This is a genomic window from Enterobacter sp. JBIWA003 (assembly GCF_019968825.1).
In the GTDB taxonomy this organism is placed as follows: Bacteria; Pseudomonadota; Gammaproteobacteria; order Enterobacterales; family Enterobacteriaceae; genus Enterobacter; species Enterobacter quasiroggenkampii.
Window position 1 is genome coordinate 2,163,062 of sequence record NZ_CP074170.1, and the last position, 26,538, is coordinate 2,189,599.

The 26,538-nt window shown below is 58.4% G+C and carries 23 protein-coding genes; 8 read left to right on the forward strand and 15 right to left on the reverse strand.

The window, feature by feature from the left end; genetic code table 11:
* Positions 1–81 precede the first annotated feature (81 nt).
* A complete protein-coding gene (locus KGP25_RS10365; RefSeq protein WP_048222852.1) occupies positions 82–966 on the forward strand; it encodes a LysR family transcriptional regulator in 885 nt (294 codons plus the stop codon).
* Here the strand turns inward: KGP25_RS10365 and KGP25_RS10370 are convergent.
* Positions 938–2,392, reverse strand: coding sequence for a PLP-dependent aminotransferase family protein (locus KGP25_RS10370; RefSeq protein WP_223540373.1), 1,455 nt, complete (start codon positions 2,390–2,392; stop codon positions 938–940). The genes KGP25_RS10365 and KGP25_RS10370 overlap by 29 nt on opposite strands.
* 96 nt (positions 2,393–2,488) lie before the next feature.
* Between KGP25_RS10370 and KGP25_RS10375 the strand changes: the two genes are divergently transcribed.
* Positions 2,489–3,256 carry an arylamine N-acetyltransferase gene (locus tag KGP25_RS10375; protein ID WP_223540374.1) on the forward strand — a complete coding sequence of 256 codons (768 nt, stop codon included), beginning with the start codon at positions 2,489–2,491 and terminating at the stop codon, positions 3,254–3,256.
* An 18-nt stretch (positions 3,257–3,274) separates the two neighbouring features.
* Here KGP25_RS10375 and KGP25_RS10380 read toward each other — a convergent pair whose 3' ends face one another.
* The 4 genes from KGP25_RS10380 to KGP25_RS10395 form a co-directional block, all read right to left on the reverse strand.
* Complete coding sequence (locus tag KGP25_RS10380; RefSeq protein WP_223540375.1) at positions 3,275–6,352, reverse strand: efflux RND transporter permease subunit; 3,078 nt, start codon at positions 6,350–6,352, stop codon at positions 3,275–3,277.
* Complete coding sequence (locus KGP25_RS10385; RefSeq protein ID WP_223540376.1) at positions 6,349–7,497, reverse strand: efflux RND transporter periplasmic adaptor subunit; 1,149 nt, start codon at positions 7,495–7,497, stop codon at positions 6,349–6,351. The genes KGP25_RS10380 and KGP25_RS10385 overlap by 4 nt, the downstream gene beginning before the upstream one ends.
* A 78-nt stretch (positions 7,498–7,575) precedes the next feature.
* Positions 7,576–8,772, reverse strand: a complete 1,197-nt coding sequence (locus tag KGP25_RS10390; RefSeq protein WP_045910367.1) for an ATP-binding protein — start codon at positions 8,770–8,772, stop codon at positions 7,576–7,578.
* Entirely contained in the window at positions 8,769–9,464 is a 696-nt protein-coding gene (locus KGP25_RS10395; protein ID WP_045910368.1) for a response regulator, read from the reverse strand. The genes KGP25_RS10390 and KGP25_RS10395 overlap by 4 nt, the downstream gene beginning before the upstream one ends.
* Before the next feature lie 124 nt (positions 9,465–9,588).
* On the opposite strand from KGP25_RS10395, the gene KGP25_RS10400 reads away from it, so the two are divergent.
* Complete coding sequence (locus KGP25_RS10400) at positions 9,589–10,374, forward strand: MipA/OmpV family protein (protein ID WP_223540377.1); 786 nt, start codon at positions 9,589–9,591, stop codon at positions 10,372–10,374.
* A gap of 37 nt (positions 10,375–10,411) precedes the next feature.
* Here the strand turns inward: KGP25_RS10400 and yajD are convergent, their stop codons facing one another.
* Entirely contained in the window at positions 10,412–10,759 is a 348-nt protein-coding gene (gene yajD, locus KGP25_RS10405) for an HNH nuclease YajD (RefSeq protein ID WP_003857471.1), read from the reverse strand.
* A gap of 77 nt (positions 10,760–10,836) precedes the next feature.
* Entirely contained in the window at positions 10,837–11,730 is an 894-nt protein-coding gene (locus KGP25_RS10410; RefSeq protein ID WP_196346222.1) for a PhzF family phenazine biosynthesis protein, read from the reverse strand.
* 196 nt (positions 11,731–11,926) lie between these two features.
* Between KGP25_RS10410 and KGP25_RS10415 the strand changes: the two genes are divergently transcribed.
* Positions 11,927–12,952 (forward strand): LLM class flavin-dependent oxidoreductase, encoded by a 1,026-nt coding sequence (locus tag KGP25_RS10415; RefSeq protein ID WP_223540378.1) that lies wholly within the window; start codon positions 11,927–11,929, stop codon positions 12,950–12,952.
* Positions 12,953–12,977: 25 nt separating this feature from the next.
* Positions 12,978–13,925, forward strand: coding sequence for a zinc-dependent alcohol dehydrogenase family protein (locus tag KGP25_RS10420; RefSeq protein WP_223540379.1), 948 nt, complete (start codon positions 12,978–12,980; stop codon positions 13,923–13,925).
* Between the two features lie 3 nt (positions 13,926–13,928).
* On the opposite strand, the gene KGP25_RS10425 is transcribed toward KGP25_RS10420, so the two are convergent.
* Positions 13,929–14,963: an AI-2E family transporter gene (locus tag KGP25_RS10425; RefSeq protein ID WP_032651092.1), complete on the reverse strand. Its 1,035-nt coding sequence runs from the start codon at positions 14,961–14,963 to the stop codon at positions 13,929–13,931.
* A 421-nt stretch (positions 14,964–15,384) separates the two neighbouring features.
* Between KGP25_RS10425 and mdtJ the strand changes: the two genes are divergently transcribed.
* The 3 genes from mdtJ to KGP25_RS10440 all read left to right on the forward strand — a co-directional run bounded on the left by mdtJ (position 15,385) and on the right by KGP25_RS10440 (position 18,310).
* Positions 15,385–15,747, forward strand: coding sequence for a multidrug/spermidine efflux SMR transporter subunit MdtJ (mdtJ, locus tag KGP25_RS10430; RefSeq protein WP_008502463.1), 363 nt, complete (start codon positions 15,385–15,387; stop codon positions 15,745–15,747).
* On the forward strand, positions 15,734–16,063 hold the full coding sequence (mdtI, locus tag KGP25_RS10435) for a multidrug/spermidine efflux SMR transporter subunit MdtI (protein WP_045910373.1): 330 nt from the start codon (positions 15,734–15,736) through the stop codon (positions 16,061–16,063). Before mdtJ ends, mdtI begins: the two co-directional genes overlap by 14 nt.
* 84 nt (positions 16,064–16,147) lie before the next feature.
* Entirely contained in the window at positions 16,148–18,310 is a 2,163-nt protein-coding gene (locus KGP25_RS10440; RefSeq protein WP_063621493.1) for a bifunctional diguanylate cyclase/phosphodiesterase, read from the forward strand.
* 1 nt (position 18,311) lies between these two features.
* On the opposite strand, the gene KGP25_RS10445 is transcribed toward KGP25_RS10440, so the two are convergent.
* The 7 genes from KGP25_RS10445 to puuR form a co-directional block, all read right to left on the reverse strand.
* Positions 18,312–19,133, reverse strand: coding sequence for a serine protease (locus KGP25_RS10445; RefSeq protein ID WP_223540380.1), 822 nt, complete (start codon positions 19,131–19,133; stop codon positions 18,312–18,314).
* Positions 19,134–19,412: 279 nt separating this feature from the next.
* Positions 19,413–19,883 carry an acid resistance repetitive basic protein Asr gene (asr, locus tag KGP25_RS10450; RefSeq protein WP_223540381.1) on the reverse strand — a complete coding sequence of 157 codons (471 nt, stop codon included), beginning with the start codon at positions 19,881–19,883 and terminating at the stop codon, positions 19,413–19,415.
* Between the two features lie 229 nt (positions 19,884–20,112).
* Positions 20,113–21,600, reverse strand: a complete 1,488-nt coding sequence (locus KGP25_RS10455; RefSeq protein ID WP_223540382.1) for a carboxypeptidase M32 — start codon at positions 21,598–21,600, stop codon at positions 20,113–20,115.
* A 150-nt stretch (positions 21,601–21,750) separates the two neighbouring features.
* Positions 21,751–23,022, reverse strand: coding sequence for a 4-aminobutyrate transaminase (puuE, locus tag KGP25_RS10460; RefSeq protein ID WP_223540383.1), 1,272 nt, complete (start codon positions 23,020–23,022; stop codon positions 21,751–21,753).
* A 26-nt stretch (positions 23,023–23,048) separates the two neighbouring features.
* Positions 23,049–24,329: an FAD-binding oxidoreductase gene (locus KGP25_RS10465; protein ID WP_223540384.1), complete on the reverse strand. Its 1,281-nt coding sequence runs from the start codon at positions 24,327–24,329 to the stop codon at positions 23,049–23,051.
* Positions 24,326–25,819: an aldehyde dehydrogenase PuuC gene (puuC, locus tag KGP25_RS10470; protein WP_223540385.1), complete on the reverse strand. Its 1,494-nt coding sequence runs from the start codon at positions 25,817–25,819 to the stop codon at positions 24,326–24,328. Before puuC ends, KGP25_RS10465 begins: the two co-directional genes overlap by 4 nt.
* A 157-nt stretch (positions 25,820–25,976) precedes the next feature.
* Entirely contained in the window at positions 25,977–26,534 is a 558-nt protein-coding gene (gene puuR, locus KGP25_RS10475; protein ID WP_008502454.1) for an HTH-type transcriptional regulator PuuR, read from the reverse strand.
* Positions 26,535–26,538 lie beyond the last annotated feature (4 nt).

Here is a 26,538-nt window from a genome sequence, read left to right on the forward strand (position 1 = left end):
AGGAAAAATAGCCAGAAAGATTCATCACTGTTATAAAATCAATAACAATCATTTTCTCCCGCTCGCGGCAAGACATCCCTTATGCAAATAAACCTCTTTGAATCTATTCGGATTTTTATTGAAATTGTCGACTCGGGGAGCCTTACCCAGGCGGCAGAGAATCTGCAGGTCCATCGACCGGCAGTGACCAAAGCGCTGCAGCTTCTGGAACAACACAGCGGCACGCGGCTCCTTCAGCGTACAACGCGTCGGATTAGCCTGACGCCGGATGGGGAAGCGTTTTATCGCCGCAGTAAACCCCTGCTGGCGCAGGCGGATGAATTACTGGAGTCGTTTGGTACGGACCGTGCAATACACGGCCAGCTGCGAGTCGATATGCCTGTCTCTTTTGCAACGCTGCGGGTGATACCCAATCTGCCTGATTTTTATCGTCAGCATCCCGAGATCGAGATCATTCTGAGCAGCTCTGACCGCCGTCGGGATATGCTGCGGGACGGCCTGGACTGCGTGCTGCGGGTGGGCGAGCTGGACGACGGCGACTATATCGCGCGTAAAGTCGGGAACATTAAAATCACGACCTGTGCCAGCCCGGCCTGGCTGGCAAAACACGGTACGCCAGAAACGCTGGAGGATTTACGCAAGCATCAGGCCATCAACTGGATTAACAACAGCAGCAGGCACATTCAGCCGTGGACGTTTACCACGCCAGAGGGCGTCGCGGAGATCGCGCTACCCGGTAAGCTGGTGGTGGATAACTCCGAGGCCTACATCGCGGCAGGCCTGGCCGGGCTTGGGGTAATGCAGGGGATGAATCTCTTTCTCCAGCCTTACATTGACCGCGGCCTGCTGGTTGAGGTCTTGCCAGCCTGTCGCTCGCCGGACCGCAAACTGTCACTGCTCTACCCACACCGTCATCTCTCCCGCAAGGTGCGGGTATTTACCGAGTGGCTGGAGAGTCTGGTGTGAAAGCGGCCAGCTCATGGCATAGCGCACCAATCTGCTCCACGGCATTGAGCAGGCGGGGCGTCGGTTCGTTTGCACAGTTTAGCCGCAGAAAGTGCGAGAGTTCTGCGCCAGGAGAAAACAGGGGACCGGGGCTGACGCCAATACCCCGCGCCAGCGCGCGACGATGCACCTCCAGCGCGTTGACCTGCGGAGGAAGTTCGACCCACAACAGAAAGCCAGCTGCGGGGACGTTTACGCGGGTACCGGGGGGAAAACTGGCCCTGACCTGCGCCACGACGGCGTCTATTCCCTCTGCGATCCGCCGCTTTAGCCGCCGCAGGTGACGGTCGTAGTCGCCGCTTGCCAGCATCTCGCTCGTCGCGGCTTCCAGCAGCGGCGCACCTGCCCACTCTCCGGCCATGCGGGCCTGCAAGACCTGCGTGTAATAGCGTCCGGCGGCAATCCAGCCGATTCGCCACCCCGGCGCAAGCGTTTTTGACAGGGAGCTGCAGTAAATCACATTCCCGCTCTGGTCGAAGGCTTTGCAGGCCGGAGGACGTTGCCCGTCACCGACCAGGTCACCGTAAACGTCGTCCTCAATCAGAGGAATACCGGCCTCTTCAAGCAGAGCAACCAGTTCCTGCTTGCGCGCGACGGGCATGCTGGCACCCAATGGGTTTTGCACGGTGGGCGAGGCCAGAACGGCCGCAGGACGGTGGCAGCGGATGGCGTCAGCCAGCGGTTCCAGTAACAGGCCTTCAGCAGGATCGGTGGGGATTTCTAAGGCCTTCAGGCCTAAATCCTCCAGCAGCAGGAGCGTGCCGAAGTAGGCGGGCTGCTCAATCGCCACCACATCACCTGGCTGACACACGGCCCGCAGGGCCAGGCGCAGCGCCTGCGTCGCGCCCGCGGTGATAATAAGATCGTCCGCGCCGAAACGGGCTCCCCACTGCGCAGCGCGCGCGGCAATCTTACTTCGCAAGTCTGCTCTTCCCGGAGGCAGGCTGTAGCTCTGCCCATGCGCGTCCAGACGACGACCCGCGGAGTGCAACGCCCGCTGCAGCGCCTCCCCGGGCAGCCACGCGGGATCGGGCAGGGCGGCGCCCAGCGGGACCAGACGGGTTTCTGCACTGCTGAACAGTGACCGGGCCACGGCGGACAGGGTGACGGGGACCGGGCCTGCCGGGGAACGCGCGGGCTCCGCACGCTGAGGCTGGCTGATCTGGCGAATGTAATAACCCGAACGCGGACGCGCAACGATCAGCCCCTCCGCCTCAAGGCAGCGAAGGGCCTCCAGCGCCGTCGGAAGGCTAACGTGCTCGCGCTCGGCCAGTTTTCGCGCAGAGATCATCCGGTCACCGGCTCGCAATGCTCCTGAAGAGAGCGTGAGGCGTAGACTCTCAGCAATCCGGCGATAGTGTGGTGAGGAGGTGGACGGGGCAGACATGCGTATCTGTTCAGGCTAATTTTCGATAAAACTGACTATACAGCCAATGATGCGCGCCATCTATAGTGTCCGGCATGTTCAGGACAAGGAGGCATTATGCACAGCGATAATTTCGACATTTCCTCGTATTTCAAACGCATAAACTACACCGGACCGGCGGCGGCCGACACGTCCACCCTGCATGCGCTGATGCGTCATCAGCTCTTTTCCGTTCCCTTTGAAAATCTGGACGTGCAGGCGGGTAAAATTGTCTCGCTGGCGCCAGACGACATTGCCGATAAGGTGTTAAAGAAAGGGCGCGGCGGCTACTGCTATGAGGTGAACGGGCTTTTCGCCATGGCGCTGGAGGCACTCGGTATTCCTTACCGTTTCGTGGCGGCGCGTCCGATGTTCTACCCGGCGCGGCGGCCAAAAACCCATATGGCGTTAATCGCTGAAGTGGAGAGCAGGCAGTGGCTTTGCGATCTCGGGTTCGGCAGCTACGGCATCCGCGCCCCGATGGCGCTGGACACGCTTGACGTGGATGTCCCCCAGGATTTTGACACGTTTCGCCTGAGCCGCAGCGCAGAGGGTGAGTATCTGCTCGAGGCGAAGGTGGAAGGCGAATGGGCCCGACAATACGGCTTCGATCTCACGCCTCAGGAGTGGATTGATTTCGTCCCGGCCAACTACCTGAACTCCACGCACCCGGATGCGATCTTTGTGCAGAAGCGGGTGGTGGTGCAGCACAGCCCGGAAGGACGCCAGATTTTACTGGGCGATATGCTGAAAACCATCACGGCGAACGGCACTGAAACGCGGCAGCTGGCGGAGGATGAAATCCGCCATGTCCTGACAGACCGTTTTGCGCTCACCGCCGCGTAATCGGAGAAAAATGGAGACTCAGCCCGGCCCGTCGGCTGTGGCTTTGCGCTGAGCCCCCCACTGTAACAGCAGGCTAAACGACGCGGGTAACACGGTCAGCGTCACCAGCGTCGCAGCCAGCAGCCCGCCGATGATGGCATAGGCCATTGGGCCCCAGAAGACCTGGTGAGAGATGGGGATCATCCCCAGAATGGCGGCACAGGCAGTCAGACAGATGGGTCTGGCCCTGTGCTCCGCGGCCGCCATAATCGCGGCATCATTTGCCATCCCCTGAGCAAGATTGCTGTCAACCTCGCTAATCAATATTACCGCGTTACGCACGATCATCCCCGCCAGGGCGATGACGCCCAGCAGCGCGACAAACCCCATCGGCGTTCCGCCAGGCAGCATAGCCAGCACGATCCCCGGTAAACCAAACGGGGCCATCAGGAGCGCCAGCAGCATCCGGGAATATCGCCGCAGCTGAAGCATCAGCAGCAACAGCATGATGACCAGCGTTACCGGAAGAACGGTAAAGACGGAGCTGTTCCCCTTATCCGATTCGGCAACCGCGCCGCCTTCTTCAATGCTGTAACCTGCGGGCAGGTTCGCGCGCAGTTTATCCACCGTCGGACGCAGCGCGGCGGATACCGCTTCAGCCCTCAGCCCCGGGGCGAGGTCGGTTTGCACCGTGATAAAGGGCACACGCTGCCGACGCCAGATGACCGGATCGTCCACGCCCCAAACCGGCGTTGCGACGGCGCTGAGCGGAATTTTTTTACCGTCATTCCCCTGAATCGTGAGTGAGGAGAGGGTGGCGGTGCTCTGGCGCGCGCTGTCCTTGGCCCTGAGCACCACGTCGACAAGGCGGTCATTATCTCTGATGGACGTGACAACGCTGCCGGACCAGACGGTATTCAGCGTGCGGGCGAGGCTTTCTGACGATATTCCCGCCGCTCTGGCCGCCGTCTGATTTACCTCAAGGGTAATGACTCTCTCCGGCTCTCCGGCCGTCTGGTTAACGTCGCGTGAGAACGGGGAGCGGCCAATCGCGTCCGTGAGACGGTTCGCAAACGCCCGGACCTGCAGATAATCCGGCCCGCTCACCCGGTATTTGATGGGCCAGCCGACGGGAGGCCCCAACTCAAGGGGCGACACGCGCGTGATGATGTCGCTAAATTGCGTCGCCAGGATCGTGTTGAGCTGTGCGTGCAGACGATCCCGCGCCGCAAGATCCTTCGCGACCACAACCATCTGGGCGATATTTTCATTTTCCAGCAGCACGTCCATCGGCAGGTAAAAACGGATGGCGCCTGAGCCAACGTACGTCGAAAAGCGATCGATATTGCTATTGTCGGCCAGCGCTTTTTCCAGCTTTTCCACCTCTCTGAGCGTTTCCGGCTGCGACGCGTTGGCCGGAAGCGTCAGGCTGACCAGCAGCTCGGGCCGGTCCGAGGCGGGGAAAAACTCGCCCTGCATAAACGTCGTGCCGTACGCTGACAGCCCCAGCGCGGCAAGCGCAATCAGTACGGTAGCGAGCCGGTGGCGGAGCGCCAGGCGTAAAAGCCGTCCATACCCGCGCGCGATCCTTCCCGGTCCTGCCGCGTGATGTCTGACTTTTTCCGGCAGCAGCCACGTGCCCGTTAGCGGCGAAAACAGGATCGCGACGGCCCAGGAGCAGAGCAGGGCGATGAGCACCACCGCAAACAGGGAGAAGCAGTATTCACCGGCGCTGGAGGCCGCAAAACCAACGGGAATAAAGCCGGCAATCATGACCAGAGTACCGGTGAGCATCGGGAAGGCCGTCGTTTTGAATGCATAGGTGGCCGCGTGTCGACGGGAATCCCCGGCTTCCAGCCGGGAGACCATCGTTTCGACGGCGATCATGGCGTCATCCACCAGCAGGCCCAGGGCAATGATCAGCGCCCCGAGCGAGATACGCTGAAGGCCAATACCGGCGAGCATCATGCCGACAAACGTCATGGCAAGCACCAGCGGAATGGCCGTCGCCACCACCAGTCCGGCCCGCAAACCCAGCGAGACAAATGAAACCGCCAGCACGATAACAACGGCTTCGATAAGTACCCGGATAAACCCGCTTACCGCGTCACTGACCACCGCTGACTGATCGGCGACTTTCACCATCTCGATACCGTGCGGCAGCCCGGCGCTGAGGGTCGCCATTTTTGCGTTCAGCGCAGCACCGAAACGCAGCATGTTGCCTGTCGGCGCCATCGACACCGCCAGCCCGATAGCCGGTTTGCCGTTCACCCGGTAGGCCGGGGCCGGTGGCTCAGCGATTTCCCGGGTGACGGTGGCAATGTCGGTCAGCGGAATATAGCGATTGTTAACGTGCAGCGTGACGGCGCGTAAACTCTCTTCGGTGGTGAGCGCCCCGCTGACCTTTATCGCCATGTTCTCCTGCCCGGTACGCATCGTTCCTGCCGGGACAACGGCGTTTTGCGCCCGGAGGGCGTCGGTAACCTCCTGAATATCCAGCCCCATACCGGCCAGGCGCGCCGGAGAAAAGGCGAGAACCCACTGCTCCTGCTGTTCCCCCAGCAGGGTGGTTTTACCCATATCCGGCAGAGACATGAGCTCGCGCCGTATTGTCTCTGCGCGATCTCGCACCTCCCGCAACGTGAAGCCTTCGGGAATAAAGGCGTAAATTGTGCCGAACGTGTCGTCAAACTCGTCATCCACGGCAGGACCCTGCACCCCTTCGGGCAGGGACGGCGCGATGTCCTGCATTTTTTTGCGAACCTGATACCAGATATCGGGCACGTTTTGCGGGGGCGTATCATCACGGAGGTTGACGTGAATAACGGTGCGTCCGGCACGGGTTTCACTTTCGAGATAGTCCAGCCAGGGCGTTTCCTGCAGCTTTTTTTCAAGCGTATCGGTCAGCAGGCGGGTGGTATCCGTCACGGAGGCTCCTGGCCACTGCGCGGAGACGACGGCCGTTTTAATGGTGAATGCCGGATCTTCATTACGCGGCAGCTTTTCATAGCAGAACACGCCCATCGCAATTACCAGCAGCATGAAAAAGCTGACCATCTGCTGGTTCTTCAGCGCCCAGGCAGAGAGGTTAAATTTAGTTTCCGATCCTGTGTTCATGGCTGAACCTCTCCGGCCATCACCGGCTCGCCGGATCGTAATGTGCTCACGCCCGCCGTAATCACCCTGTCGCCGGGCTCAAGGCCGGAGGCAATCATGACGGATGAGGCCGTATAGCCGACGGGCACCACCACGCGCAGCTGCGCCTGCGAACGCGGGGTAATGACGAAAACGGCCGGTTTGTCGCCGACGCGGGTCAGCGCCGACGCGGGAAGCGCGTACCCGTGCGGGGCGGCGGAAGGCAACGTCACGGTGACGCTGGCGCCCAGCGCCATGGCCGCCGGCGGGTTTTGCAGGGTAGCTCTGACGCGCCACGTGCGGGTCTGAGGATCGGCCTGCGGGGTGATATCCCGCAGTACGGCAGACGCCTGCACCGACGGGTCGCTGAGGAGGGAAACCTGCAAAACCGCTTTATCCAGAGACGGGATCGCATCGGGCGCGGCAATGTCAAACGCCACGTCGCGGGCTTCCCCGGTCGCCAGCGTCAGCACGGACTGGCCGTCGCTGACAACCTGTCCCGCAGAGGCGCTCACGGCCGTGATGACGCCCGCTTGCGGCGCGATCAGGTGCGTCCAGCCGAGACTTTCGCGGGCATTTCGCCATGCGGCCTCGCTGCTTTTTAAGCGCGCGCGGGCGACAAGCCAGTCAGCCCGGGCGCTGTCGAGCTGCGTGCGGGCTATCGCGCCTGTTGGCATAAGCTTTTGCATGCGACTGACGTTAAGCGCGGCGACCTGGGCAGAGGCTTTGGCGCCTTCATAGTCGGCCGCGGCGCTGTCCAGCTGGTTTTGCCCGGTCGTATTATCAAGCGTGGCCAGCAGCTGTCCGGCAGTGACCCGGTCGCCAATATCAACGCTACGCGTCAGTATCCGGCCTCCGGTGCGAAAGCTCAGGGTCGTTTCATCGTGGGCATGGATCTCACCGGTTCTTTCCAGCGCGGGAAGGGAGTGAGCGGTGCCAACGACGACGTAGCGTACCTTACGCACTGGGTCAGGTTTGTTTTCGTGTTTATCACCGCAGCCGGTCAGCGGAAAAATCGCCAGCGCAAGCAGGGCCAGGGGAAGAAAATGCAGCCAGGAAAGGGTACGCGCCACGCCGTACAAATGATGCAGGCAGTGGCGGAGGGAGAGAATAAATTCGTCTGACATAACGCCGCTCCATAAAGGGAATGGCGTTATTAAATGCGCGCTACGTCGAGAAAGATTCGATGTTCTGTCAAGGCTTTATCAAGAGTGAAGATTTTCATTATCGGACGGATGCCAGGGCAACAAAATGCACACCGCGAGGCCGCCGGTTTCCGGTAATGACGCGCTAATCTCTCCCCCATGCGCCTGGCAAATCGCCCGGGCGATGGACAAACCAAGGCCGCTGCCGCCGGAATGCCGCGCGCGGGACTGCTCCTCGCGGCTAAAGCGTTTAAACATTTCCGGTAGGAACTGAGGCGACACGCCCGGCCCGTCATCGGTGAATTCGAGGATGTAATGCCCGCTGGCGTAATGCAGAGCCACCTCAAGGTGGCCGCCTTCGCGTCCGTAACGTAGCGCATTTTCCATGAGGATGGTAACGACCTGTCCCATACGGAACGCATCGCCCCGGAAGGGGCTGGTGTGCGGGTTACGCAGCGTTATCCTGAAATGATGCGCATCCGCCTGGGGCATGATCCAGGCAGCCCGCTCCTGAATCAGCTCATCCAGACAGAACGGCTGGTCCTCCAGCACAAGGTTACCCGCGTCTGCCAAAGAGAGAAGGTGGAGTTCATCGGTGAGGCGGTTGAGGTGCTGGAGCTGTTTCATCACCATGCCCAGCTGCGCCGGGCTGGCATCAAACACGCCGTCTAGCATGCCCTGCAGACGCCCGATGGCGGCCGTCAGGGGCGAGCGCAGCTCGTGCGCCATCGCGACGTGCGAGGCGCGGAGCTCTTTCTCATAGCGGGCAAGTTGTCCCGTCATAGAGTTAAAGTCGGTCGCAAAGCTGACCATTTCTGCCGGTGCATCTTTGATCAGCTCTGCCTGACGGCCAAACTGACCTTCGGCGACATCCTTTGCCGCATCGCGAAGTCGGCTGAACTGCAGTGCCAGCGGGCGGGCGTGTTTGAGCCCCATCACCACAATAAACGGGATCATCACCAGCACCAGCAGGGCCACCGTGACCCAGTCCGCTGAGGCGATGGACGGCGTGGAATAGCTCAGGCCCCACCAGGTGTCCACAATCGAGTGGAAGCGGGCCGGGTTGGCCTGCGGGTTCTGGCTGAGCGTCAGAAACTCCTGCCGGACCGCTGGCGGCATCCTGCCCATGATCCAGTAGTTCTGGACCGCATAGCGCAGCCACATGCAGGTGGCAATGACGATCACGCTGCCGATGGCCAGCGCTAAAATGCGTGCGCAAATCCAGCGCCACAGAGAGGCATGTCGGTTTTTTATCATGGCTGTCTGAACCTGTAACCCACGCCGCGCACGTTGATCAACACGCCGGAAATACCCACCGCTTCGAGTTTTTTACGCAGGTTATAAATATGGGTGTCCACCACGCGCTCCAGCGCCTCGCTTTCCGGCAAACAGTGTTCCAGTAAATACTGGCGGGAGAACGGGTGCGCAGGCGAGCGCAGCAGCGTTGCCAGAAGCGAGAATTCCGTTGGCGTAAGATCGAGCATCACAGGCGTGTCGTCGCCGTTGTCCACGCACGCCACAATGGCGGCGACATCCACCGCCAGCGTTTGCCAGCGAAGGATCTTTTCCTCTGTCTCTTTTTTACTGCTGCGCCGCAGCACCGCCTGCACCCGCGCCACCACTTCGCCCGGATGATATGGCTTCACAACGTAATCATCGGCACCGTAACGCAGGGCGCCAATGCGATCGGGAGTATCTCCCATGGCCGTGACCATGATCACCGGCACATCGCTTTTACGACGCAGGCCCGCCAGCACCTCGGTGCCGTTAAGTCCCGGCAGCATTACGTCCAGCAGGATGAGGTCGGGCTTCCACCGCTGCGCCATATCCAGCCCGGAAAGACCGTCTCCGGTAATGGTCACGTCGTAATTTTCACGCCGTAAATAGGCTTCGAGCACGCCAGCTGCGTCGGCGTCATCTTCAATAATCAGCACTCTTCTGGATAACATCCGTTCACCTTGACCATTTCTTAACACTATCCCGACGATTCATTGATTCAGCCAAATCATACTGCGCCAACATTGTATGGCTGTCCCTGTCTCAGGAGACGCCAGCGTCTGTAAGGAGAGCAGTATGATAGCGATAAAAAAAGTCCTGTATATGTCCGTCCCGCTTCTGATGGTCGTGGCATCCGCCGCGCAAGCGGATGATGGCACCGCGTCCGATTCCTTAACCGTCGGGCTGGGAGGGCAATATGCCCCGCGTTACTCAGGCTCAGACAAGCAGGTGTGGCAGGTGGTTCCTGTGCTGCAGGGACGCAAAGGCGCTTTCTTTGTTGATGCACAAAAAGGGGTGGGATATGACCTGCAAAACGACAGCGGTTGGTATTTCGAACATACGCTGGGCTACGACCCCGGAAGGGCTGATAAAAATTCTGGCTGGCGTGAGGGTGCAAACAACCTGAAAGGGATGGGGGACATTAATGCCACCCTGAATACCGGCCTTGCCGTCGGCTGGCAGGCCGCGCCATGGTTGAGCATGGAAGGCAAAACGACGCTGCCGTTAACCGACAGTCAGGGGGCAAGCTATCAGGCCTCCATTACGCTGATCCCGGTACAAAATAACCAGGACACGATAGCCTTTCAGTCTGCGGCCCTGTTTGGCGACAGCCGTTACCTGAATACCTGGTATGGCGTCAGTGAGCAGCAGAGCCGCCGCACCGGCTATCGCCGCTATTCAGCGCCGGGTGGATTTTATGGCGTCGATACCAGCCTGACCTGGAGCCATCAGTTCGATGCTCACTGGGGAACTGTCCTCAGCGCGGACTATACCTGGCTTGGCGACCATGCCAATGAAAGCCCGATCGTGATGCGGCGCAATGAGGGGTCTGCAACCGCCGCTATCACCTGGACATTTTAAATTCGCAGAGCACGATGTGAGCGAGGGGGCGAGAGGATTACTTCTTCTTATCCATCATCGCCTTTAAATCGGCAAACGGGTTAAACGTGGCAACGCCCACGTCTTTTTGCGCATCTTCCCCGGCCACCACGGTGGTGCCGTACTGATCTGCTTCGGTGTATTTCGAATGCTCGTGATCGTGGCAAAACAGGCACAACAGCTCCCAGTTGCTGCCATCTTCCGGGTTGTTGGTATGGTCGTGATCGATATGGTGAACCGTGAGTTCACGCAGATTGGAATAGACAAACTCGCGCGAGCAGCGTCCACACACCCATGGATAGATTTTTAATGCTTTTTCGCGATAGCCGCTTTCCAGCCGCGCGTAGTTTTTGGGGATCAAAGCCATTGCCGGTTTTACCTGTCATAAAAATAGTGAGCCAATATATCTCATCAGGCACTGTAAATGTATATACGCTTCCTCCGTTAGAGTGAGAATGTGCCTTCAAGCGTAATGACGCATTTTCCGCCGACGCGAACCACCGCCTTTCCTGAGGTGGCATCGTATCCCGTGAACAGTACGCTTGCTCGTCCCATATCGACCCCCTGACTGACTGTCAGGTCAAGCGTCGTTTTATCGCGGTGTAATGCCAGTAGCGCCGTAACAGCGGCGGTCGCGCTGCCTGTTGCAGGATCTTCCGTCATTCGGGGCGTAAACATGCGTGCTTGCACATCGCAGGGCGCATCGGAATCTGAATCCAGGGTATAGGCATAGAGTGAAACTGCACCGTCCAGCGGTAACGTCGCACGAAAACCCTGTAAATTGGGCACACATCGACGGAGCGCCTCGCGAGAGGCCAGCTCGGCTATCAGGAAGGGCAGACCCACCGACGCGACGACGGGCATATGTACCTCGGTACGGATATCTTCTGCGTTCAGGGACAAGCAGGCAGCCACGTTTTCCGGGCTAACTTCAGAGCGGCAGGAGAGTGCCTCTGGTACCAGGAGTTCTGCACCCGTCACCGTATCGTTGTCACGCAGCAGGCGCACGGGCACCAGGCCAGCGATTTCCTCGAAGTGCAGTGTATCAGGCAGGTGCTGATGATTCATCGCAGTGTGATGAGCGAGCACGTAGGCGGTACCCACATTCGGGTGCCCGGCGAAGGGGATCTCGCGCGAGGGCGTAAAAATTCGGACGCGTGCTGTATTGGATGGGTTGTCTGGCGGCAGCACAAACGTCGTTTCGCTGTAACCAAACTCAACGGCGACCTGCTGCATTTGTGCTTTACTCATGCCCTCCGCATCGAGTACGACGGCAACAGGATTACCCAGAAACGGCGTGTCAGTAAAAACATCCGCCACAACATAGCGTCTTTTCATTTTTTATCCAGTGTGAAAGGTCCCGACCTATAGTAGTAGCGTTAATTCAAACGGATAACCAACGGGTTTTTACCTGAGGGACATGAAACTATTTCAATCAATTTATTTGAATCATTCCGTTAAATAAACGGCATTTATTCTTACCGGGTAATGCGTAAAGTGGACAGAACGCAATGCATTATCAGGACACAGGGTTATGAAAAAGATCGGGTTTTTATCGTTTGGTCACTGGACGCCTTCGCCGCAGTCCGGCACGCGCTCGGCGGCTGACACGCTGCTGCAGTCCATCGATTTAGCCGTGGCGGCTGAAGAGCTGGGGGCAGACGGCGCCTATTTCCGCGTGCATCACTTCGCGCGACAGCTTAGCTCGCCGTTCCCTCTGCTGGCCGCCATTGGCGCAAAAACGAAGACCATCGAAATCGGCACCGGCGTGATTGATATGCGCTATGAAAATCCGATGTACATGGCTGAAGATGCGGGCGCGGCGGACCTGATTTCCGGTGGTCGCCTGCAGTTGGGCATCAGCCGTGGCTCCCCGGAGCAGGTTATTGATGGCTGGCGTCATTTCGGCTATGTCCCGCAGGAAGGGGAAAACGAGTCGGATATGGCGCGTCGTCATACCGAGGTGCTGCTTGAGGTGCTGCGTGGGGAAGGGTTTGCCAAACCGAACCCGCAGCCCATGTTCCCGAATCCGCCGGGGCTGCTGCGCCTGGAGCCTTATTCAGAAGGGCTGCGCGAGCGTATCTGGTGGGGGGCGGGTTCCAATGCGACGGCCGTATGGGCCGCAAAACTGGGCATGAACCTGCAAAGCTCAACGCTGAAGGACGATGAAACCGGTGAGCCGTTCCATATTCAGCAGGCAAAACAGATCCGCGCGTACCGTCAGGCCTGGAAAGAGGCGGGGCATACGCGTGAGCCGCGGGTGTCGGTCAGCCGCAGTATTTTTGCGCTGATGGACGACCGTGACCGGATGTATTTCGGGGCCAGCCGCAACGACAGCGATAGCGTGGGTTATCTTGATGAGAAAACGCGCGCCATCTTCGGGCGCAGCTATGCCGCGGAGCCGGAAAAGCTGGTTCAACAGCTGAAAAAGGACGAGGCGATTGCCGAGGCGGACACGCTCTTACTGACCGTGCCGAACCAGCTGGGTGTGGATTATAATGCGCACGTGATTGAGTCTATTCTCAAACATGTCGCACCGGCAATGGGCTGGCGCGAGTAGTTCCGCTATCAGCCTTGAGATCGTAATGGAAAATCTGTCCCTCTGGTATCGCCGGTTTGGCGAGCCAGAATCTGTTCTGCAACCTGAAACCGCGCCGCCGGGCGCGCTTGCGCCGGGACAGCTCCGCGTGCGAATGCTGTTTTCTCCGGTCAACGCGTCCGATCTTATCCCCATCACCGGTGCCTATCGCCACAGAACCCCGTTACCGGCGGTCGCGGGGTATGAAGGTGTCGGTGTTGTCACCGAGGCGCCCGCCTCGTTTAAGCATCTGGTGGGCAAGCGCGTCCTGCCGCTGCGCGGTCAGGGCACCTGGCAGCGCTATGTGGATTGCTCGGCAGAGTATGCGATACCCGTTCCGGACACCGTCGACGCACATCTGGCCGCGCGGGCCTATATTAACCCGCTGGCGGCGCAGATGATGCTGACCCGCTACCCGCCGCGTGGAAAGCGAGTCTTGCTCACGGCTGCCGGATCGGATTGCGCCATTCTGCTGGGGCAGTGGGCGCGTCAGGCGGGGGCGGAAGCGGTGTATGGCATTCACCGTTCTGCCGTGCATGCTGAACGGCTGGAGGCGATGGGCATCACGCCTGTCGCACAGCATGACGCAAACAGAATCGGTACCGTCGCTGCCCGTAGCGATATCGTCTACGATGCCACCGGCGGGCCGCTTGCGGAAACGATCCTCAGCGTGATGCCCGAGCAGGGCATGTTTGTCTGCTACGGGCTGCTCTCCGGGCAAACCTTCACACAACGGCGGCCTGCGCCGCGCGTGGTGTGGTTCCATATCCGAAACGGTCTGGATGCGCTCAGCGTTGAGGCGTGGCGCGCGGAGTTCGAGCGCATCTGGCTGAGGTTGCCCGACAGTGAGTACAGCGACGTTACGGTGTACCCGCTGGCAGAGTGGCGAAGGGCGCTCAGCGCTTATCGTGAAGGTGGAAGGACCCGCAAGCCCCTCCTGTCGATGGCGGAATGACGGCTAGTGATGGCTCATATCGCTCAGCAGCACGGCGATACTTTGCCCGCCCGCCGTCTGCTCCAGACCAATCTTGACGATGATGGTGAGCGGAACGGAGAGCAGCATCCCAACGGGCCCGAGCAGCCAGCCCCAGAATATCAGGGACAAAAAGACCACCAGCGTGGACAGCCCCAGGCCCCGGCCCATCATGCGGGGTTCCAGTATGTTACCGAACACCAGATTGATGACCAGGTATCCGGCCAGCAGGATCAGCGCGTCATAAAGCCCGCTGAAAACCAGCACCTGAAGAATAGGGGGGATCGCCGCCAGCACGGAGCCGATGTTGGGAATGTAGTTAAGCGCAAACGCCAGTAACCCCCAGACGAACGCAAAGCGGACGTCCAGCGCCAGAAGCATCACCCAGACGACAACGCCTGTCACCAGGCTAATGGCCGTTTTCAGCACCAGATAGCGGGAGACACTGTCCAGCGCGCGTTGAATCGCCCCCATTCCTTCGACCGGACGGACCATTATCTGCTGCAGCTTTGCAGGAAGCTGCGGCACCTCCAGCAGCATAAACACCACCGTTAAAAACAGCAGGAAAATGGAGGTCATGGCATTGGAAAGCTGAGCCAGCAGGCTGGTGACGATCGTCATCGCCGCATTGGGGTCGATATATTTCAGCAGTTCTTCAACTGAGACTTCGATACCCGCGCGTTGCAGCCAGGGCTCCAGCTGCAGCAGCGGTATTGCCAGCGAAGAGCGGTATTTCGGCAGCGTTCGCGCCAGTTCATTGAGCGAGGTCCCCAGATAAGCCACCAGCAGTACCATCGCCACAATAATGATGCTGATAAGCAGCGTGATGGCCAGCACGCGTGGGATGCGTAGCCGCGTCATGCGCTGCACCAGCGGGTTGAGGATCACCGCAATAAACAGGGCCAGAATAAAGGGCACAATAATGTCGGCGGCAAAGCGCACGCCTGTCAATATGATCACCAGCATGCCCAGCATGATGACAATTTTTAACCCGTTCAGGGTAATGATGGGTTTAGCCATGGTGACTCCGAAATTTTCTTTATATTTATAATAAAGGTGAAAGGCATTGCAATAAACTAACCAAAATCAAACGGAGTGGGTAAAGAATTGCAAAGACTTTGAGTAAAATCCTGGCTTATGGTACAAATTCGGTGTGTTTAACTACCGAGGACAATTTTCATCCGCAAAGACGAGAAGCAACAACGCGGATAATTGTAATTTTATGGACAATATGTTCAGGACGTACTCTTCAAACAATACTGCTGTATACTCCACCTCTTTCTGCCTGCTTTCTGGTGAGCAACACTGGCGCACCGCACTATAGTCATTTCTTCTGCCTGAGCTGGCGCTAAGCGCTTAGCTGACTGATTTCAATTCGTATTTTTGGGTTTGCTGCACGCAGCGGGCCATGATGGATTATATTCTCAAGCAGGAGAAAAACATGTTTTACTGGATTTTATTAGCCCTGGCTATTATCGCTGAAATTACCGGCACGCTGTCGATGAAGTGGGCTAGCGTCAGCGATGGCAACACCGGTTTTATTTTGATGCTGGTGATGATTTCGCTTTCGTATATTTTCCTCTCGTTCGCGGTGAAAAAAATTGCGCTGGGCGTCGCGTATGCCCTGTGGGAAGGGATCGGTATTTTGTTGATTACGCTGTTCAGCGTGCTGATATTTGACGAAACATTAACAACAATGAAGGTCGCCGGGTTAACGACGCTGGTCGCGGGTATTGTGCTGATTAAATCAGGTACCCGTAAGCCGTCTAAAGTGCAGAAGGAGCAGAACCATGCAACAGTTTGAGTGGGTTCATGCGGCCTGGCTGGGGTTCGCCATCGTGCTGGAAATTCTGGCGAACGTTCTGCTGAAATTCTCCGATGGTTTTCGCCGTAAATTCTACGGCCTGATGTCGATTGCCGCGGTTCTGGGGGCGTTCAGCGCGCTGTCCCAGGCGGTAAAAGGAATCGATCTTTCGGTCGCCTATGCGTTGTGGGGCGGTTTTGGTATCGCCGCGACGCTGGCTGCAGGCTGGGTGCTTTTCGGTCAGCGTTTAAATAACAAGGGCTGGATGGGACTCATCTTGCTGCTTGCAGGTATGATTATGATAAAACTTGCCTGACGTTCATAAAGCCATCCTTTACAGGCAGCGAAATTCGCTGCCTGTATTACGCTTAGAAAAGCAAAACCTTAAAGAGGATGGCTGATGTATCGCACATTAAGCTGGCGCAATATTCCCACCGCGAGAACGTTGTTTGCCATGGTCTTTATGGCGGGCATCGGCTTAATCATCTCCGTCGTCGCACTCCTCTATCTTTCCCTGCATCTTATCAGCACCAAAACCAATGAAATTGATGAACACCGCACGGCGCTTTCCGTGCAGGGGGCCATTCAGACATCGGTTAACCGCGTCTCCTCGCTGGTGCTGGATAACGCCGTCTGGGACGATGCGGTGCGGGAGGCCTACCGTCCCACGCTCGATACCGACTGGCTGTATAACACCTGGGGCGCCGGCTTTAAAATCAACAACCTCTATGACGGCACCTTCGTGCTTGATGAGCATTTCAATGTCATCTGGGGATCGTTTCAAAGTCAGCCTTTTCAGGAGACGAATCTCGATTTTTTCGGTAAGGGGCTGAAAGCCCTGATTGCTCAGCACGCGCGCGCCTTATCAAGCGACAAAAATATCTATGCCGGGATCAGCAAAACGCGAAGCGGCGTCGCCTTTGTGGGCATTGGGCTGATTCGCCCGATGGTCGGAAGATTACAGGTGACCGACGAAACGCGCCGCTATCTGGTGATCACCCGTCATCTGAACGCCAGAATCTTAGCCGACCTGGGGGCGACCTTTCAGATCGATAACCTGCACTTTACGCCGGAAAAAATTAACGAAATGAGTATGCCGCTGCGCAGTTCGGCAGGGGAGCTGCTGGGCTATCTTAACTGGCAGGCACGGCTTCCGGGGGCGCAGGCCGCCCGGGCGGCATCCTCTGATATCACGCAAATTGTTGTGCTGGCATCGGCCCTGATCCTGCTCTTTATTCTGGTGAGCAGCGTGGGGCTGTACAAGCTTGCGCGAGGAGAAAGCCAGGCGCGTCTGGTGGCGAGAACGGACTGGCTAAGCCATCTGCCGAACCGACGAGCGCTCATCGAAGCGCTGGATCGGGTGAGTCTACGCGGGGATATCGACGTCAAAAGCGTGGTGTTTATCGATCTGGATGGTTTTAAAGACGTGAATGACATCTACGGCCACAGCGTGGGAGACGATCTCATTGTGGCGATTGCGAAAACGCTGAGTGAACGCGTGCCGCCAGGGGGAATGCTGGCGCGTATGGGCGGGGATGAGTTTGCCATGACCATCGGCGGTGATGAGGCAGAAACACAGGCCACCGCCTTTGCCGTTTCGGTGCTGGATTTTCTCACCACCCCGATTCAGCTGGGGGAACGCACGATCCATATCGGGGCCAGTATCGGTATCGCCAGCGGAACCCTGATTGAATGCACCAGCTCCGAGCTGTTTCGCCGCGCCGATATTGCCATGTACCATGCCAAAATGAGCGGGAAAGGGCGTATCACCCACTACGACGCCGAGCTGAACAGCGCCCGGGAGCGCAAGCTGGCGATTGAAAATCAGATCCGTAACGGTCTGGAGCGCGATGAGTTTGAGGTCTGGTATCAGCCGATTATTGACGCCCGCAGCCAGAAAATGAGCAGTGTCGAAGCGCTGGTCCGCTGGCCACGTCGCCCGGACGGGCCGTTGGGCCCGGATACCTTCATCGCCATTGCGGAGACCAGCGGTCTGATTTACAAGCTGGGCCAGTTTGTGCTGCAGCGCGCCTGCCAGGATCTCCAGCCGTACGGTGACTTAACGCTTTCCGTTAACATTTCTCCCGCGCAATTCCGCGATCCCGCCTTCGAAGACAAAGTGGCCAGCGTGCTGGAGACCACTCATTTCCCTGCTAACCGACTGCAACTGGAGGTCACGGAGTCCTATGTGCTGGAAAACCCGGAGCGCGCCCGCATGGCGATAGCCAATCTTAAAGCGCTGGGCACCGCGGTGGCGCTGGATGACTTTGGCACCGGCTATTCCAGCATTGGCTATTTGCGGCGTTTTAACTTCGACACGATCAAGATTGATAAATCGCTGGCCGGGCTGGTGGACAACGATGAACAGGCGGCCGCGCTGGTAAGCGGCACGGTGCGGATCGCCAACGCGCTGGGGATGGCGGTGGTCGCCGAAGGAGTCGAGACCGAAAGACAAATGAAACTGCTGCGGCTGGCTGGCTGCGATCAACTGCAGGGTTTTTGGTTCAGCCAGCCGATGCCGATTGAGTCAATCAGGGCATTACATCAGGTCAGACGATGCTGATTTACTGCTGTGCCAGCGCTTCCAGCTTGTCGCGAAAACCGGTCACGGACAAGGCCCGGTTATCTGCGCGCCAGCGATCTTTCGCCGCCGGTGCAGAGCTCTGCACACCGATCAACTGCCAGCCGTTATCTGTTTTCAGCATCAGCGGTGAGCCACTGTCACCCGGCAACGTATCGCACTGGTGCGAGAGTACGCTGGTTTGCGCCCAGCCCGTCACAATACAGTCGGAGTGCGTGTAAAGCGTATCCAGATGGTCGACAGGATAGCCGGACTGCGTCACTTTCCGGTCGACGGCTTTCAGCGCGGCGGTGAGGGCGTCTTTGTCGCCGTCAAATAACGGCAGCGGTGTAATGCCGGAAGGGGGATAGCGTAAAACGATGAGGCCAAAGTCCCATGAGGCGGCCGCCGGTGGCACGATCCAGCCGTCACCATCCGGTTTCAGGCGTTTGCCGAGAGACGGATCGACCCGGCCTTCAATGCCGTGGATTTCATAGCGCCAGGTGCCTTTTTGCGACACAAACCGCAAGGCAACCGCTTTATCCGGCTTGCCGTTTGGCGGCGTTAACAGACAATGGCCTGCCGTCAGGGCAAGCTGTGGGGTAATTAGCGTCGCAGTACATAAGTTACCGCTGGCGGTTTCCAGTTGACCTATAGCATCCCAGGGCGCCTGGGTGGGATCGGCGACGCGCGTGCGATCGTCATGACCGAAAAAAAGCGTCTTTAGCTCTTTCGCGCTAATGGTGTCATCACCGCCATCATCCGCATGTGAGAATCCAGAAAAAAGACCAAACGTTCCCAGTAACAACACAACAGATTTACGCATATCACACTCTGGTGGGGGTAATTATGATTATTAAAAGTGAACCCTATGAAAATACTATAGACGGGACAGCGCTAAAGTGGGAGTAAAATCAGCGTGCTACAATCAGGAAAGATAAAAGTGGCTGGCGATGAGCGCGCATAAAATAAGCAGGATCAGAATCAGCTCAAACCGATAGCGTCGCAGCATACGCCCTCCGGATAAAAAAAACGGCGCGGAACCTGTTCCGGTTCGGCGCCGGTTTACCAACGTGCCCCGAAGGGCACGGTTTAGCTTGTACTCTTACGCAGCTGGCTGTGCAGTTGGTTTAGCAGCTTCGTGTTTTACTGCTTTTTTGTGATGCTTTTTAGCAGCCTGAGCTTTCTGTTCTACAGCCGGTTTAGCGGCTTTTTTGTGGTGGTGCTTTTTAGCAGCCTGCGCTTTCTGCTCTACAGCGGGTTTAGCGGCTTTTTTGTGGTGGTGCTTTTTAGCGGCCTGCGCTTTCTGCTCTACAGCGGGTTTAGCGGCTTTTTTGTGGTGCTTTTTGGCAGCCTGCGCTTTCTGCTCGGTTGGCGCTGCGGTTGCCGGTGCAGCGGCTTCTTTTTTCGCTGCAGCTTTGTGGTGTTTCTTATGATGAACCGCTTTTGCTGGGGCAGCGGTGGTGGTTGCAGCAGGTGCGGCAGCCGGTGCAGCAGTTGCGGTAGTGTCAGCAGCAAATGCAGCAGAAGACAGACCCATAGCAGCGGCAACAACCAGAGCTAATACTTTATTCATTCTCATACCCTCGAATTTGGTTTTTCATTTAACCCCACTGCGGGGCCGTTGAAATAACTATATCCCTGTAAACTCGGGGTTTCCGTGAGTGATTGGTATCGGCGTGTAACCATATGTACATTGCCGGGGGGCTAGCACAGACGGCCCACTCTCCATTGAGGGAGAGGGTTGGGGTGAGGGGGAACATACGGCTCTTTTACCTGAGATCCCTCACCCCCGGCCAAACAGATTACAAATAGCGGGAGGTCAGATGTTCGCGGAAGTAACGAATGTTCAGATCCTCGCCCGTCGCCTGGGTGATTAACTGCGACGTGCTGAAACGACTGCCGTGCTGCCAGATGTTCTGACGCAGCCAGTCAAAGAGTGCGGAAAAATCGCCCTCAGCGATGGAGGCCTGCAGACCCGGAAGCGCCGTTTTCGCGGCATGGAACAGCTGCGCGGCATACATGGCCCCCAGCGTATAGGATGGGAAGTAGCCAAAACCGCCGTCGGTCCAGTGAATATCCTGCATACAGCCGTTGCGGTAGTTGTCTTTGGTGGATAACCCGAGCCAGGCCTGCATTTTCTCGTCCCACAGGGCAGGGATATCGTCCACTTCGATCTCGCCGTTGATCAGCGACCGCTCAATCTCATAGCGCAGCACCACGTGCGCCGGGTAGCTCACTTCGTCCGCATCGACGCGGATATAGCCCGGCTTCACGCGCTGGTTCCAGGCGATAAAGTTCTCTTCGCTGAACGCCGCCTGGCTGCCAAAGCGGGCATGCACCGCAGGGAGAAGATGCTTGAGAAAGGCTTCACTGCGTCCCAGTTGCATCTCGAAGAACAGGCTCTGGGATTCGTGGATCGCGGTTGAGCGGGCCAGCGCAATCGGCTGTCCTGCCCACGCGCGCGGCAGGTTTTGTTCGTAGCGCGCGTGTCCGGTTTCGTGGATCACGCCAAACAGCGCGCTGAGCAGCTCATCCTCGTCATAGCGCGTGGTGATGCGCACGTCCTCCGGTACGCCGCCGCAGAACGGGTGCGCGCTTACGTCGAGGCGACCGCCGTTAAAATCGAAGCCGAGCATTTTCATGGCTTCCAGGCCCAGTTCACGCTGTGTTGCCGTCGGGAAAGGCCCCTGAGGAGGAACAAACGATCGCTGAGCCTGTTTTTCCACGACGTTTGCCAGCAGGTCCGGCAGCCAGGACTTCATGTCGCCGAACAGCACGTCCAGACGGGCGCTGGTCATGTCGGGTTCAAAAATATCCAGCAGCGCATCGTACGGCGTACAGCCTTTGGCTTCCGCCCGCAGGCGCGCCTCTTCACGGCTGAGTTTGACCACCTCTTTCAGGTTGGCGGAAAAATCCTGCCAGTCGTTGGCGGGACGTTGTGTGCGCCAGGCGTGTTCACACCTGCTGCCCGCCAGGGATTTTGCTTCCACCAGCGTTTCCGGCAGCAGCGAGGCCTGCTGATAGTGGCGCGTCATTTCCCGCAGGTTGGCCTGTTCGACGTCATTCAGATCTTCCCCTGCCGCCGCGGCTAACAGGTCGCCGACTTTTTTATCGGTCAGGAGCTGGTGCTGCAGGACGCTCATTTCCGCCAGCGCCTCGCCGCGCGCGGCGCTGCCGCCGGGCGGCATCATGGTGAACATGTCCCAGCTGGCGATGGAGGAGAGGTGCGAGAAGCGGGAGAGGCGCTGGAAGGTTTTCACAAGTGACTGATAGGCTGATGTTTTTTCCAATTCTTATTTCCTCATGCCGGGGATGTGTTTCAGGGAGCATACAATGAAACAGACCAAATTCCCCAACATTTCCCACGCGGAGGAAATCTGTGCAGATCTCCTCCGTTGAAACCGTCCCCGGCATTCCGGGAGACGGTTTTCGGTGGGCACTCAGGACTTATCGCGCATAACCTGTTGCAGGATCGCCAGCGCCTGGTTGAACTGGGCATCCGGAATGGTCAGCGGATAAAGGAAGCGGATCACGTTGCCGTACTGGCCGCAGATCAATAACAGCAGGCCCTGAGCGAGCGCCTTTTGCTGGATCGCCTGCGCGATGGCGGCTGAAGGTTCACGGCTCTCGGGATCAAAAAACTCCGCCGCAATCATCGATCCTCTTCCCCTTATCGCCACGAGCGCAGGGAAGGTGCCCTGAATCTCCTCCAGCGTGGCTTTCAGCCGATCGCCCAGCTGACGGGCGCGCGCGCACAGCGACTCGTTGTCGATAATCTTCAGCACCGCGTGCGCGGCGGCCACCGCAAGCGGGTTGCCGGCATAGGTTCCCCCCAGGCCGCCGGGAGCCGGAGCGTCCATGATGTCGGCGCGACCCACCACGCCGGACAGCGGCATTCCGCCTGCCAGGCTTTTAGCCATCGTCATCAGGTCGGGTTTGTCCGCGTAGTGTTCCATGGCAAACAGCTTACCCGTACGGGCGAAGCCGCTCTGCACTTCGTCGGCGATCATCACGATCCCGTGCTCATCACAGATGCGGCGGATGGCGGCCACCAGCTCTGGCGGGGCGACGTTGAATCCGCCTTCACCCTGAATGGGTTCAAAAATAATCGCCGCCACCTGTTTCGCCTCAATATCTGCTTTGAACAGGCGTTCTATCGCCGTGATGGCATCCTGCGTCGTGATGCCGTGCAGCTCGGAGGGATACGGCACGTGATAAACCGACCCCGGGAAGGGACCAAATCCGAGCTTGTAAGGCGCGACCTTGCCGGTTAACGCCATGGTCATATAGGTTCGGCCGTGAAAACCTCCCCCGAAGGCAATCACACCCGGTCTGCCGGTGTGGGCCCGGGCGATTTTAATGGCATTTTCCACCGCTTCTGCGCCCGTGGTGAAGAACGCCGTTTTGGCCGGACTCTGCACCGGGGCCAGCTCGTTAAGTTTTTCGGCCAATGAAACGTAGCTTTCATACGGCACAATCTGGTAGGCCGTGTGGGTGAACTGGTGAAGCTGTTTTTCCACCGCGGCCACCAGTTCAGGATGACGATGGCCGGTATTCAGTACCGCGATCCCGGCGGCGAAATCAATATAGTCGTTGCCTTCCACGTCGGTAAGCGTGGCATTCTCCGCCGAGCGGGCAAAGAAATCACACATTACGCCAACGCCGCGCGGGGTGGCAGAAAGTCTGCGCTGATGAAATTCCTGGTTACTCATATCAGATACCCTTTTGTCGAAAACGATCATACGCCAAGACGATCGCGCAGGCTGTAATACGCCGCACCCATCGCCGTGAATGGAATCCGCAGGCTGCGACCGCCCGGGAAGGGGTAGTGCGGAAGATTAGCAAACGCATCAAAGCGCTCAGCGTCACCGCGCAACAGTTCCGAGATCAGCCGTCCGGCCAGGTGGGTGCAGGTCACGCCGTGGCCGCTGTAGCCCTGCATGTAATAGATGTTTTTATCCAGACGACCAAACTGCGGCATACGCGACAGGGTCAGCAGGAAGTTGCCCGTCCAGCGGTAGTCGATTTTGACGCCTGCCAGCTGAGGGAAGGTTTTGAGCAGCTTTGGCATCACCAGGCGCTCGACATCGTCCGGATCGCGCGCGCCATAGACGACGCCACCACCGTACAGCAGGCGGTTGTCGGCGGTGAGACGGTAGTAATCCAGCAGGTAGTTACAATCTTCCACGCAGTAGTTATTCGGGATCAGCGTGCGGACGACCTCTTCCGGCAGCGGGGCGGTGGTCACCACCTGGGTGCTGCAGGGCATGCTGCGTTTTGCCAGTTCCGGTTCGATCTTATCGCCCAGATAGGCATTCCCGGCGACGATCACGTAGCGGGCCGTCACCTGGCCATGCTGCGTGCTCACCACGGCCGGGCTGGTGTGCTGAATGGCGGTCACCGGGGACTGCTCATATACCCGCCCGCCGTTCAGGCGAATGGCGTCCGCTTCGCCGATCGCCAGGTTCAGCGGGTGAATATGTCCCCCGCTGCGGTCCAGCAGCGCGCCGGTATAGCGTTCGCTGTCGACCTCCCGGCGGATGGCGCTGGCGTCCAGCAACTCGAGTTGCGTGTTGCCGTAGCGTTCCCAGTTGGCTTTTTGCTCCTCCAGCGTCTCCAGTTGCTTGTGATTTAGCGCCACAAACAGCCCGCCAGGACGATAGTCGCACTGGATCTGATAGCGCTGGATTCGCTCCCGAATGATTTCCCCGCCTTCAAACATCATGCTCCCGAGCATTCTGGCGGCATCGGGTCCGTAGTTTTTCTCGATCACGTCGATATCGCGGCTGTAGGAGTTAACCAGCTGGCCGCCGTTGCGTCCGCTGGCGCCGAAGCCGATGCGCGCCCCTTCAAGGAGCACCACGTCATAGCCCATTTCGGCGAGATGCAGCGCGGAGGAGAGGCCGGTATAGCCGCCGCCTACCACGCACACGTCACAGCTGATCGACTCGTTAAGCGTCGGGAAAGGTTCGTAAGCGTTCGCGCTGGCCGCGTAGTAGCTGGTGGTATGTTCGGTCATGATTGAGGCTCCAGGGCAATCCAGATGGTTTTCAGTTCAGTAAATTTTTCCAGCGCGTGCAGGGACTTATCGCGACCGTTGCCGCTCTGCTTATAGCCGCCAAAGGGAACGGTCATATCACCGTCGTTATAGTTATTGACGAAGACCGAGCCTGCCTTCAGGCGGCGGCTCATGCGGTGCGCCCGGGAGAGATCGCGGGTCCATACCGCCGCGCCAAGCCCGTATTCACTGTCGTTGGCCAGCGTTAAGGCGTCCTCTTCGGTTTTAAATCGGGTGACGACCAGCACCGGCCCGAAAATCTCTTCCCGGCACAGCGGGGAGTCGGGCTCGAGGTCGACAAAAATGGTTGGACCGACTGCGGAAGGCCATGATTGTTCCCGCCCGTCCAGCAGCAGCGAGCCTTTCCGGGTTCCCTCGCGAATAAACGTGTGGACGGTATCGGCGTGCGCAGCGTCGATGAGCATGCCCATCGTGCTGTCAGGATCGAGCGGATCGCCCGGCTGCCAGTGACGGGCCTGCGCTTTCAGCTTTGTCAGGAATTCATCGGCGATGCTCTCTTCGAGCAGCAGGCGGGTACCGGCGATACAGACTTGCCCCTGGTTGTAAAAAATCCCGGCGGCGGTCGCGCTCACTGCCTTGTCCAGGTCCGGACAGTCGGCAAAGATAATATTGGCGCTTTTGCCGCCTGCCTCCAGCCAGACGCGCTTCATGTTGCTTTCTCCCGCGTCCTTCAACAGCTGCTTGCCGGTACGGGTAGAGCCGGTAAACGTCAGCACCTCGACCTCCGGATGACGTGCCAGCGCCTGGCCCGCTTCGTGGCCGTAGCCGCTTATCACATTCAGCACGCCGTCCGGCAGGCCCGCTTCTTTCGCCAGCCCGGCCAGCCGCAGGGCGGTGAGCGGTGATTTCTCCGACGGTTTCAATACCACGCTATTGCCCGCGATCAGCGCCGGGCCCAGCTTCCAGCAGGCCAGCAGCAGCGGGAAGTTCCAGGGGACGATGGCCGCAACAACCCCGATGGGCTCGCGCACGATCATCGCCAGCTCGCCCGGACCCGTAGGCGCCACTTCGCCGTAGACTTTATCCGCCGCTTCGGCGTACCAGCGAATGGCGCGCGCCGCGCCGGGAATATCGTCGCGCAGGCTGTGGCGGATGGGTTTACCGGTGTCCAGCGTTTCCAGTAAGGCCAGCTCTTCGCTATGGCGTTCCATCAAATCGGCGAGCTTATTTAGCACGGCCTTGCGCTGCGCCGGAGACGCCTGCGACCAGTCACCGCGCTCAAATACCTCACGCGCGGCCTGAACCGCGCGGTCCACGTCCGCCTGCTTGCCCCGGGCGACGTTCGCCAGCGTCTGCTGGGTCGCGGGATTGACGGTTTCAAACGTGGTGTTATCGGCGGCGTCACAATAGACGCCGTTAATAAATAACCGGGTCTCAATGGCGCTGTTTTTTGCTTTATCCTGCCAGTAAGTCAGGTGCTGAAAATGCATATTCACTCCTTTCTTTCGCAATCAGATAAATAAAGGCATGGCCGTTTCAGGCAATACGAAGCCGTGGGGCGTCCCGGGAATTAACCCGTTAAATGCCGACAGCGATCGTTTTTATATTTCCCGGCGTAAGCGCGCTTACGCCGGGACTGAGTGGTAATTAGAACGTGGTAGGGGTGTGGGCACTGATAATGCGGCAGATGCCTGCCGAGGTGTTGCTGAAGCTGTGTGGTATGCCGGTATTGATGGCATAGCTCTGCCCCGCAACCAGGTGATATTGCTGGCCATTAATGGTTAACAATATTTCACCTTCCAGTATCGTACCGATCTCCTCACCCTGGTGTTTGATCCTCTCTCCGGTCGTGGTTCCAGGCTGGTAAGTTTCAAAAATCATCGCCAGCGTACGGTTCGGATTTCCGTTATGAACCAGCTTCATCGAAACCCCCTGACTGCCTATTTCGATAAGGTCTTCCTGATTAATAACCACCTGCGGTTCATCAGGTTTTTCCGGTTCCGAAAAGAATTCCGAGAGCGACAGCCCATAAACTTTCAGCAGCTTCTGTAGCGTACTGATGGCAGGACTGACTTTATCCTGCTCAATGGTGCTGATGGCACTGTGTGTTAACCCAGACAGTTCGGCGGCACGCCGCTGCGAGAGACCCAGCTGTTGGCGGATCTCAGACAGACGTTTCCCTGGCGCCAGTCCGTCATCGCTCATAGTT

Coding starts and splice junctions, on each gene's coding strand:
- yajD (WP_003857471.1), bottom strand. CDS start 10,759: ATGGCTTTGATCCCCAAAAACTACGCGCGGCTGGAAAGCGGCTATCGC.
- mdtJ (WP_008502463.1), top strand. CDS start 15,385: ATGTTTTACTGGATTTTATTAGCCCTGGCTATTATCGCTGAAATTACC.
- asr (WP_223540381.1), bottom strand. CDS start 19,883: ATGAATAAAGTATTAGCTCTGGTTGTTGCCGCTGCTATGGGTCTGTCT.
- KGP25_RS10390 (WP_045910367.1), bottom strand. CDS start 8,772: ATGATAAAAAACCGACATGCCTCTCTGTGGCGCTGGATTTGCGCACGC.
- KGP25_RS10370 (WP_223540373.1), bottom strand. CDS start 2,392: ATGTCTGCCCCGTCCACCTCCTCACCACACTATCGCCGGATTGCTGAG.
- KGP25_RS10445 (WP_223540380.1), bottom strand. CDS start 19,133: ATGCGTAAATCTGTTGTGTTGTTACTGGGAACGTTTGGTCTTTTTTCT.
- KGP25_RS10395 (WP_045910368.1), bottom strand. CDS start 9,464: ATGTTATCCAGAAGAGTGCTGATTATTGAAGATGACGCCGACGCAGCT.
- KGP25_RS10400 (WP_223540377.1), top strand. CDS start 9,589: ATGATAGCGATAAAAAAAGTCCTGTATATGTCCGTCCCGCTTCTGATG.
- KGP25_RS10420 (WP_223540379.1), top strand. CDS start 12,978: ATGGAAAATCTGTCCCTCTGGTATCGCCGGTTTGGCGAGCCAGAATCT.
- KGP25_RS10425 (WP_032651092.1), bottom strand. CDS start 14,963: ATGGCTAAACCCATCATTACCCTGAACGGGTTAAAAATTGTCATCATG.
- puuC (WP_223540385.1), bottom strand. CDS start 25,819: ATGCATTTTCAGCACCTGACTTACTGGCAGGATAAAGCAAAAAACAGC.
- puuR (WP_008502454.1), bottom strand. CDS start 26,534: ATGAGCGATGACGGACTGGCGCCAGGGAAACGTCTGTCTGAGATCCGC.
- KGP25_RS10385 (WP_223540376.1), bottom strand. CDS start 7,497: ATGTCAGACGAATTTATTCTCTCCCTCCGCCACTGCCTGCATCATTTG.
- mdtI (WP_045910373.1), top strand. CDS start 15,734: ATGCAACAGTTTGAGTGGGTTCATGCGGCCTGGCTGGGGTTCGCCATC.
- KGP25_RS10365 (WP_048222852.1), top strand. CDS start 82: ATGCAAATAAACCTCTTTGAATCTATTCGGATTTTTATTGAAATTGTC.
- KGP25_RS10380 (WP_223540375.1), bottom strand. CDS start 6,352: ATGAACACAGGATCGGAAACTAAATTTAACCTCTCTGCCTGGGCGCTG.
- KGP25_RS10465 (WP_223540384.1), bottom strand. CDS start 24,329: ATGACCGAACATACCACCAGCTACTACGCGGCCAGCGCGAACGCTTAC.
- KGP25_RS10410 (WP_196346222.1), bottom strand. CDS start 11,730: ATGAAAAGACGCTATGTTGTGGCGGATGTTTTTACTGACACGCCGTTT.
- puuE (WP_223540383.1), bottom strand. CDS start 23,022: ATGAGTAACCAGGAATTTCATCAGCGCAGACTTTCTGCCACCCCGCGC.
- KGP25_RS10440 (WP_063621493.1), top strand. CDS start 16,148: ATGTATCGCACATTAAGCTGGCGCAATATTCCCACCGCGAGAACGTTG.
- KGP25_RS10415 (WP_223540378.1), top strand. CDS start 11,927: ATGAAAAAGATCGGGTTTTTATCGTTTGGTCACTGGACGCCTTCGCCG.
- KGP25_RS10375 (WP_223540374.1), top strand. CDS start 2,489: ATGCACAGCGATAATTTCGACATTTCCTCGTATTTCAAACGCATAAAC.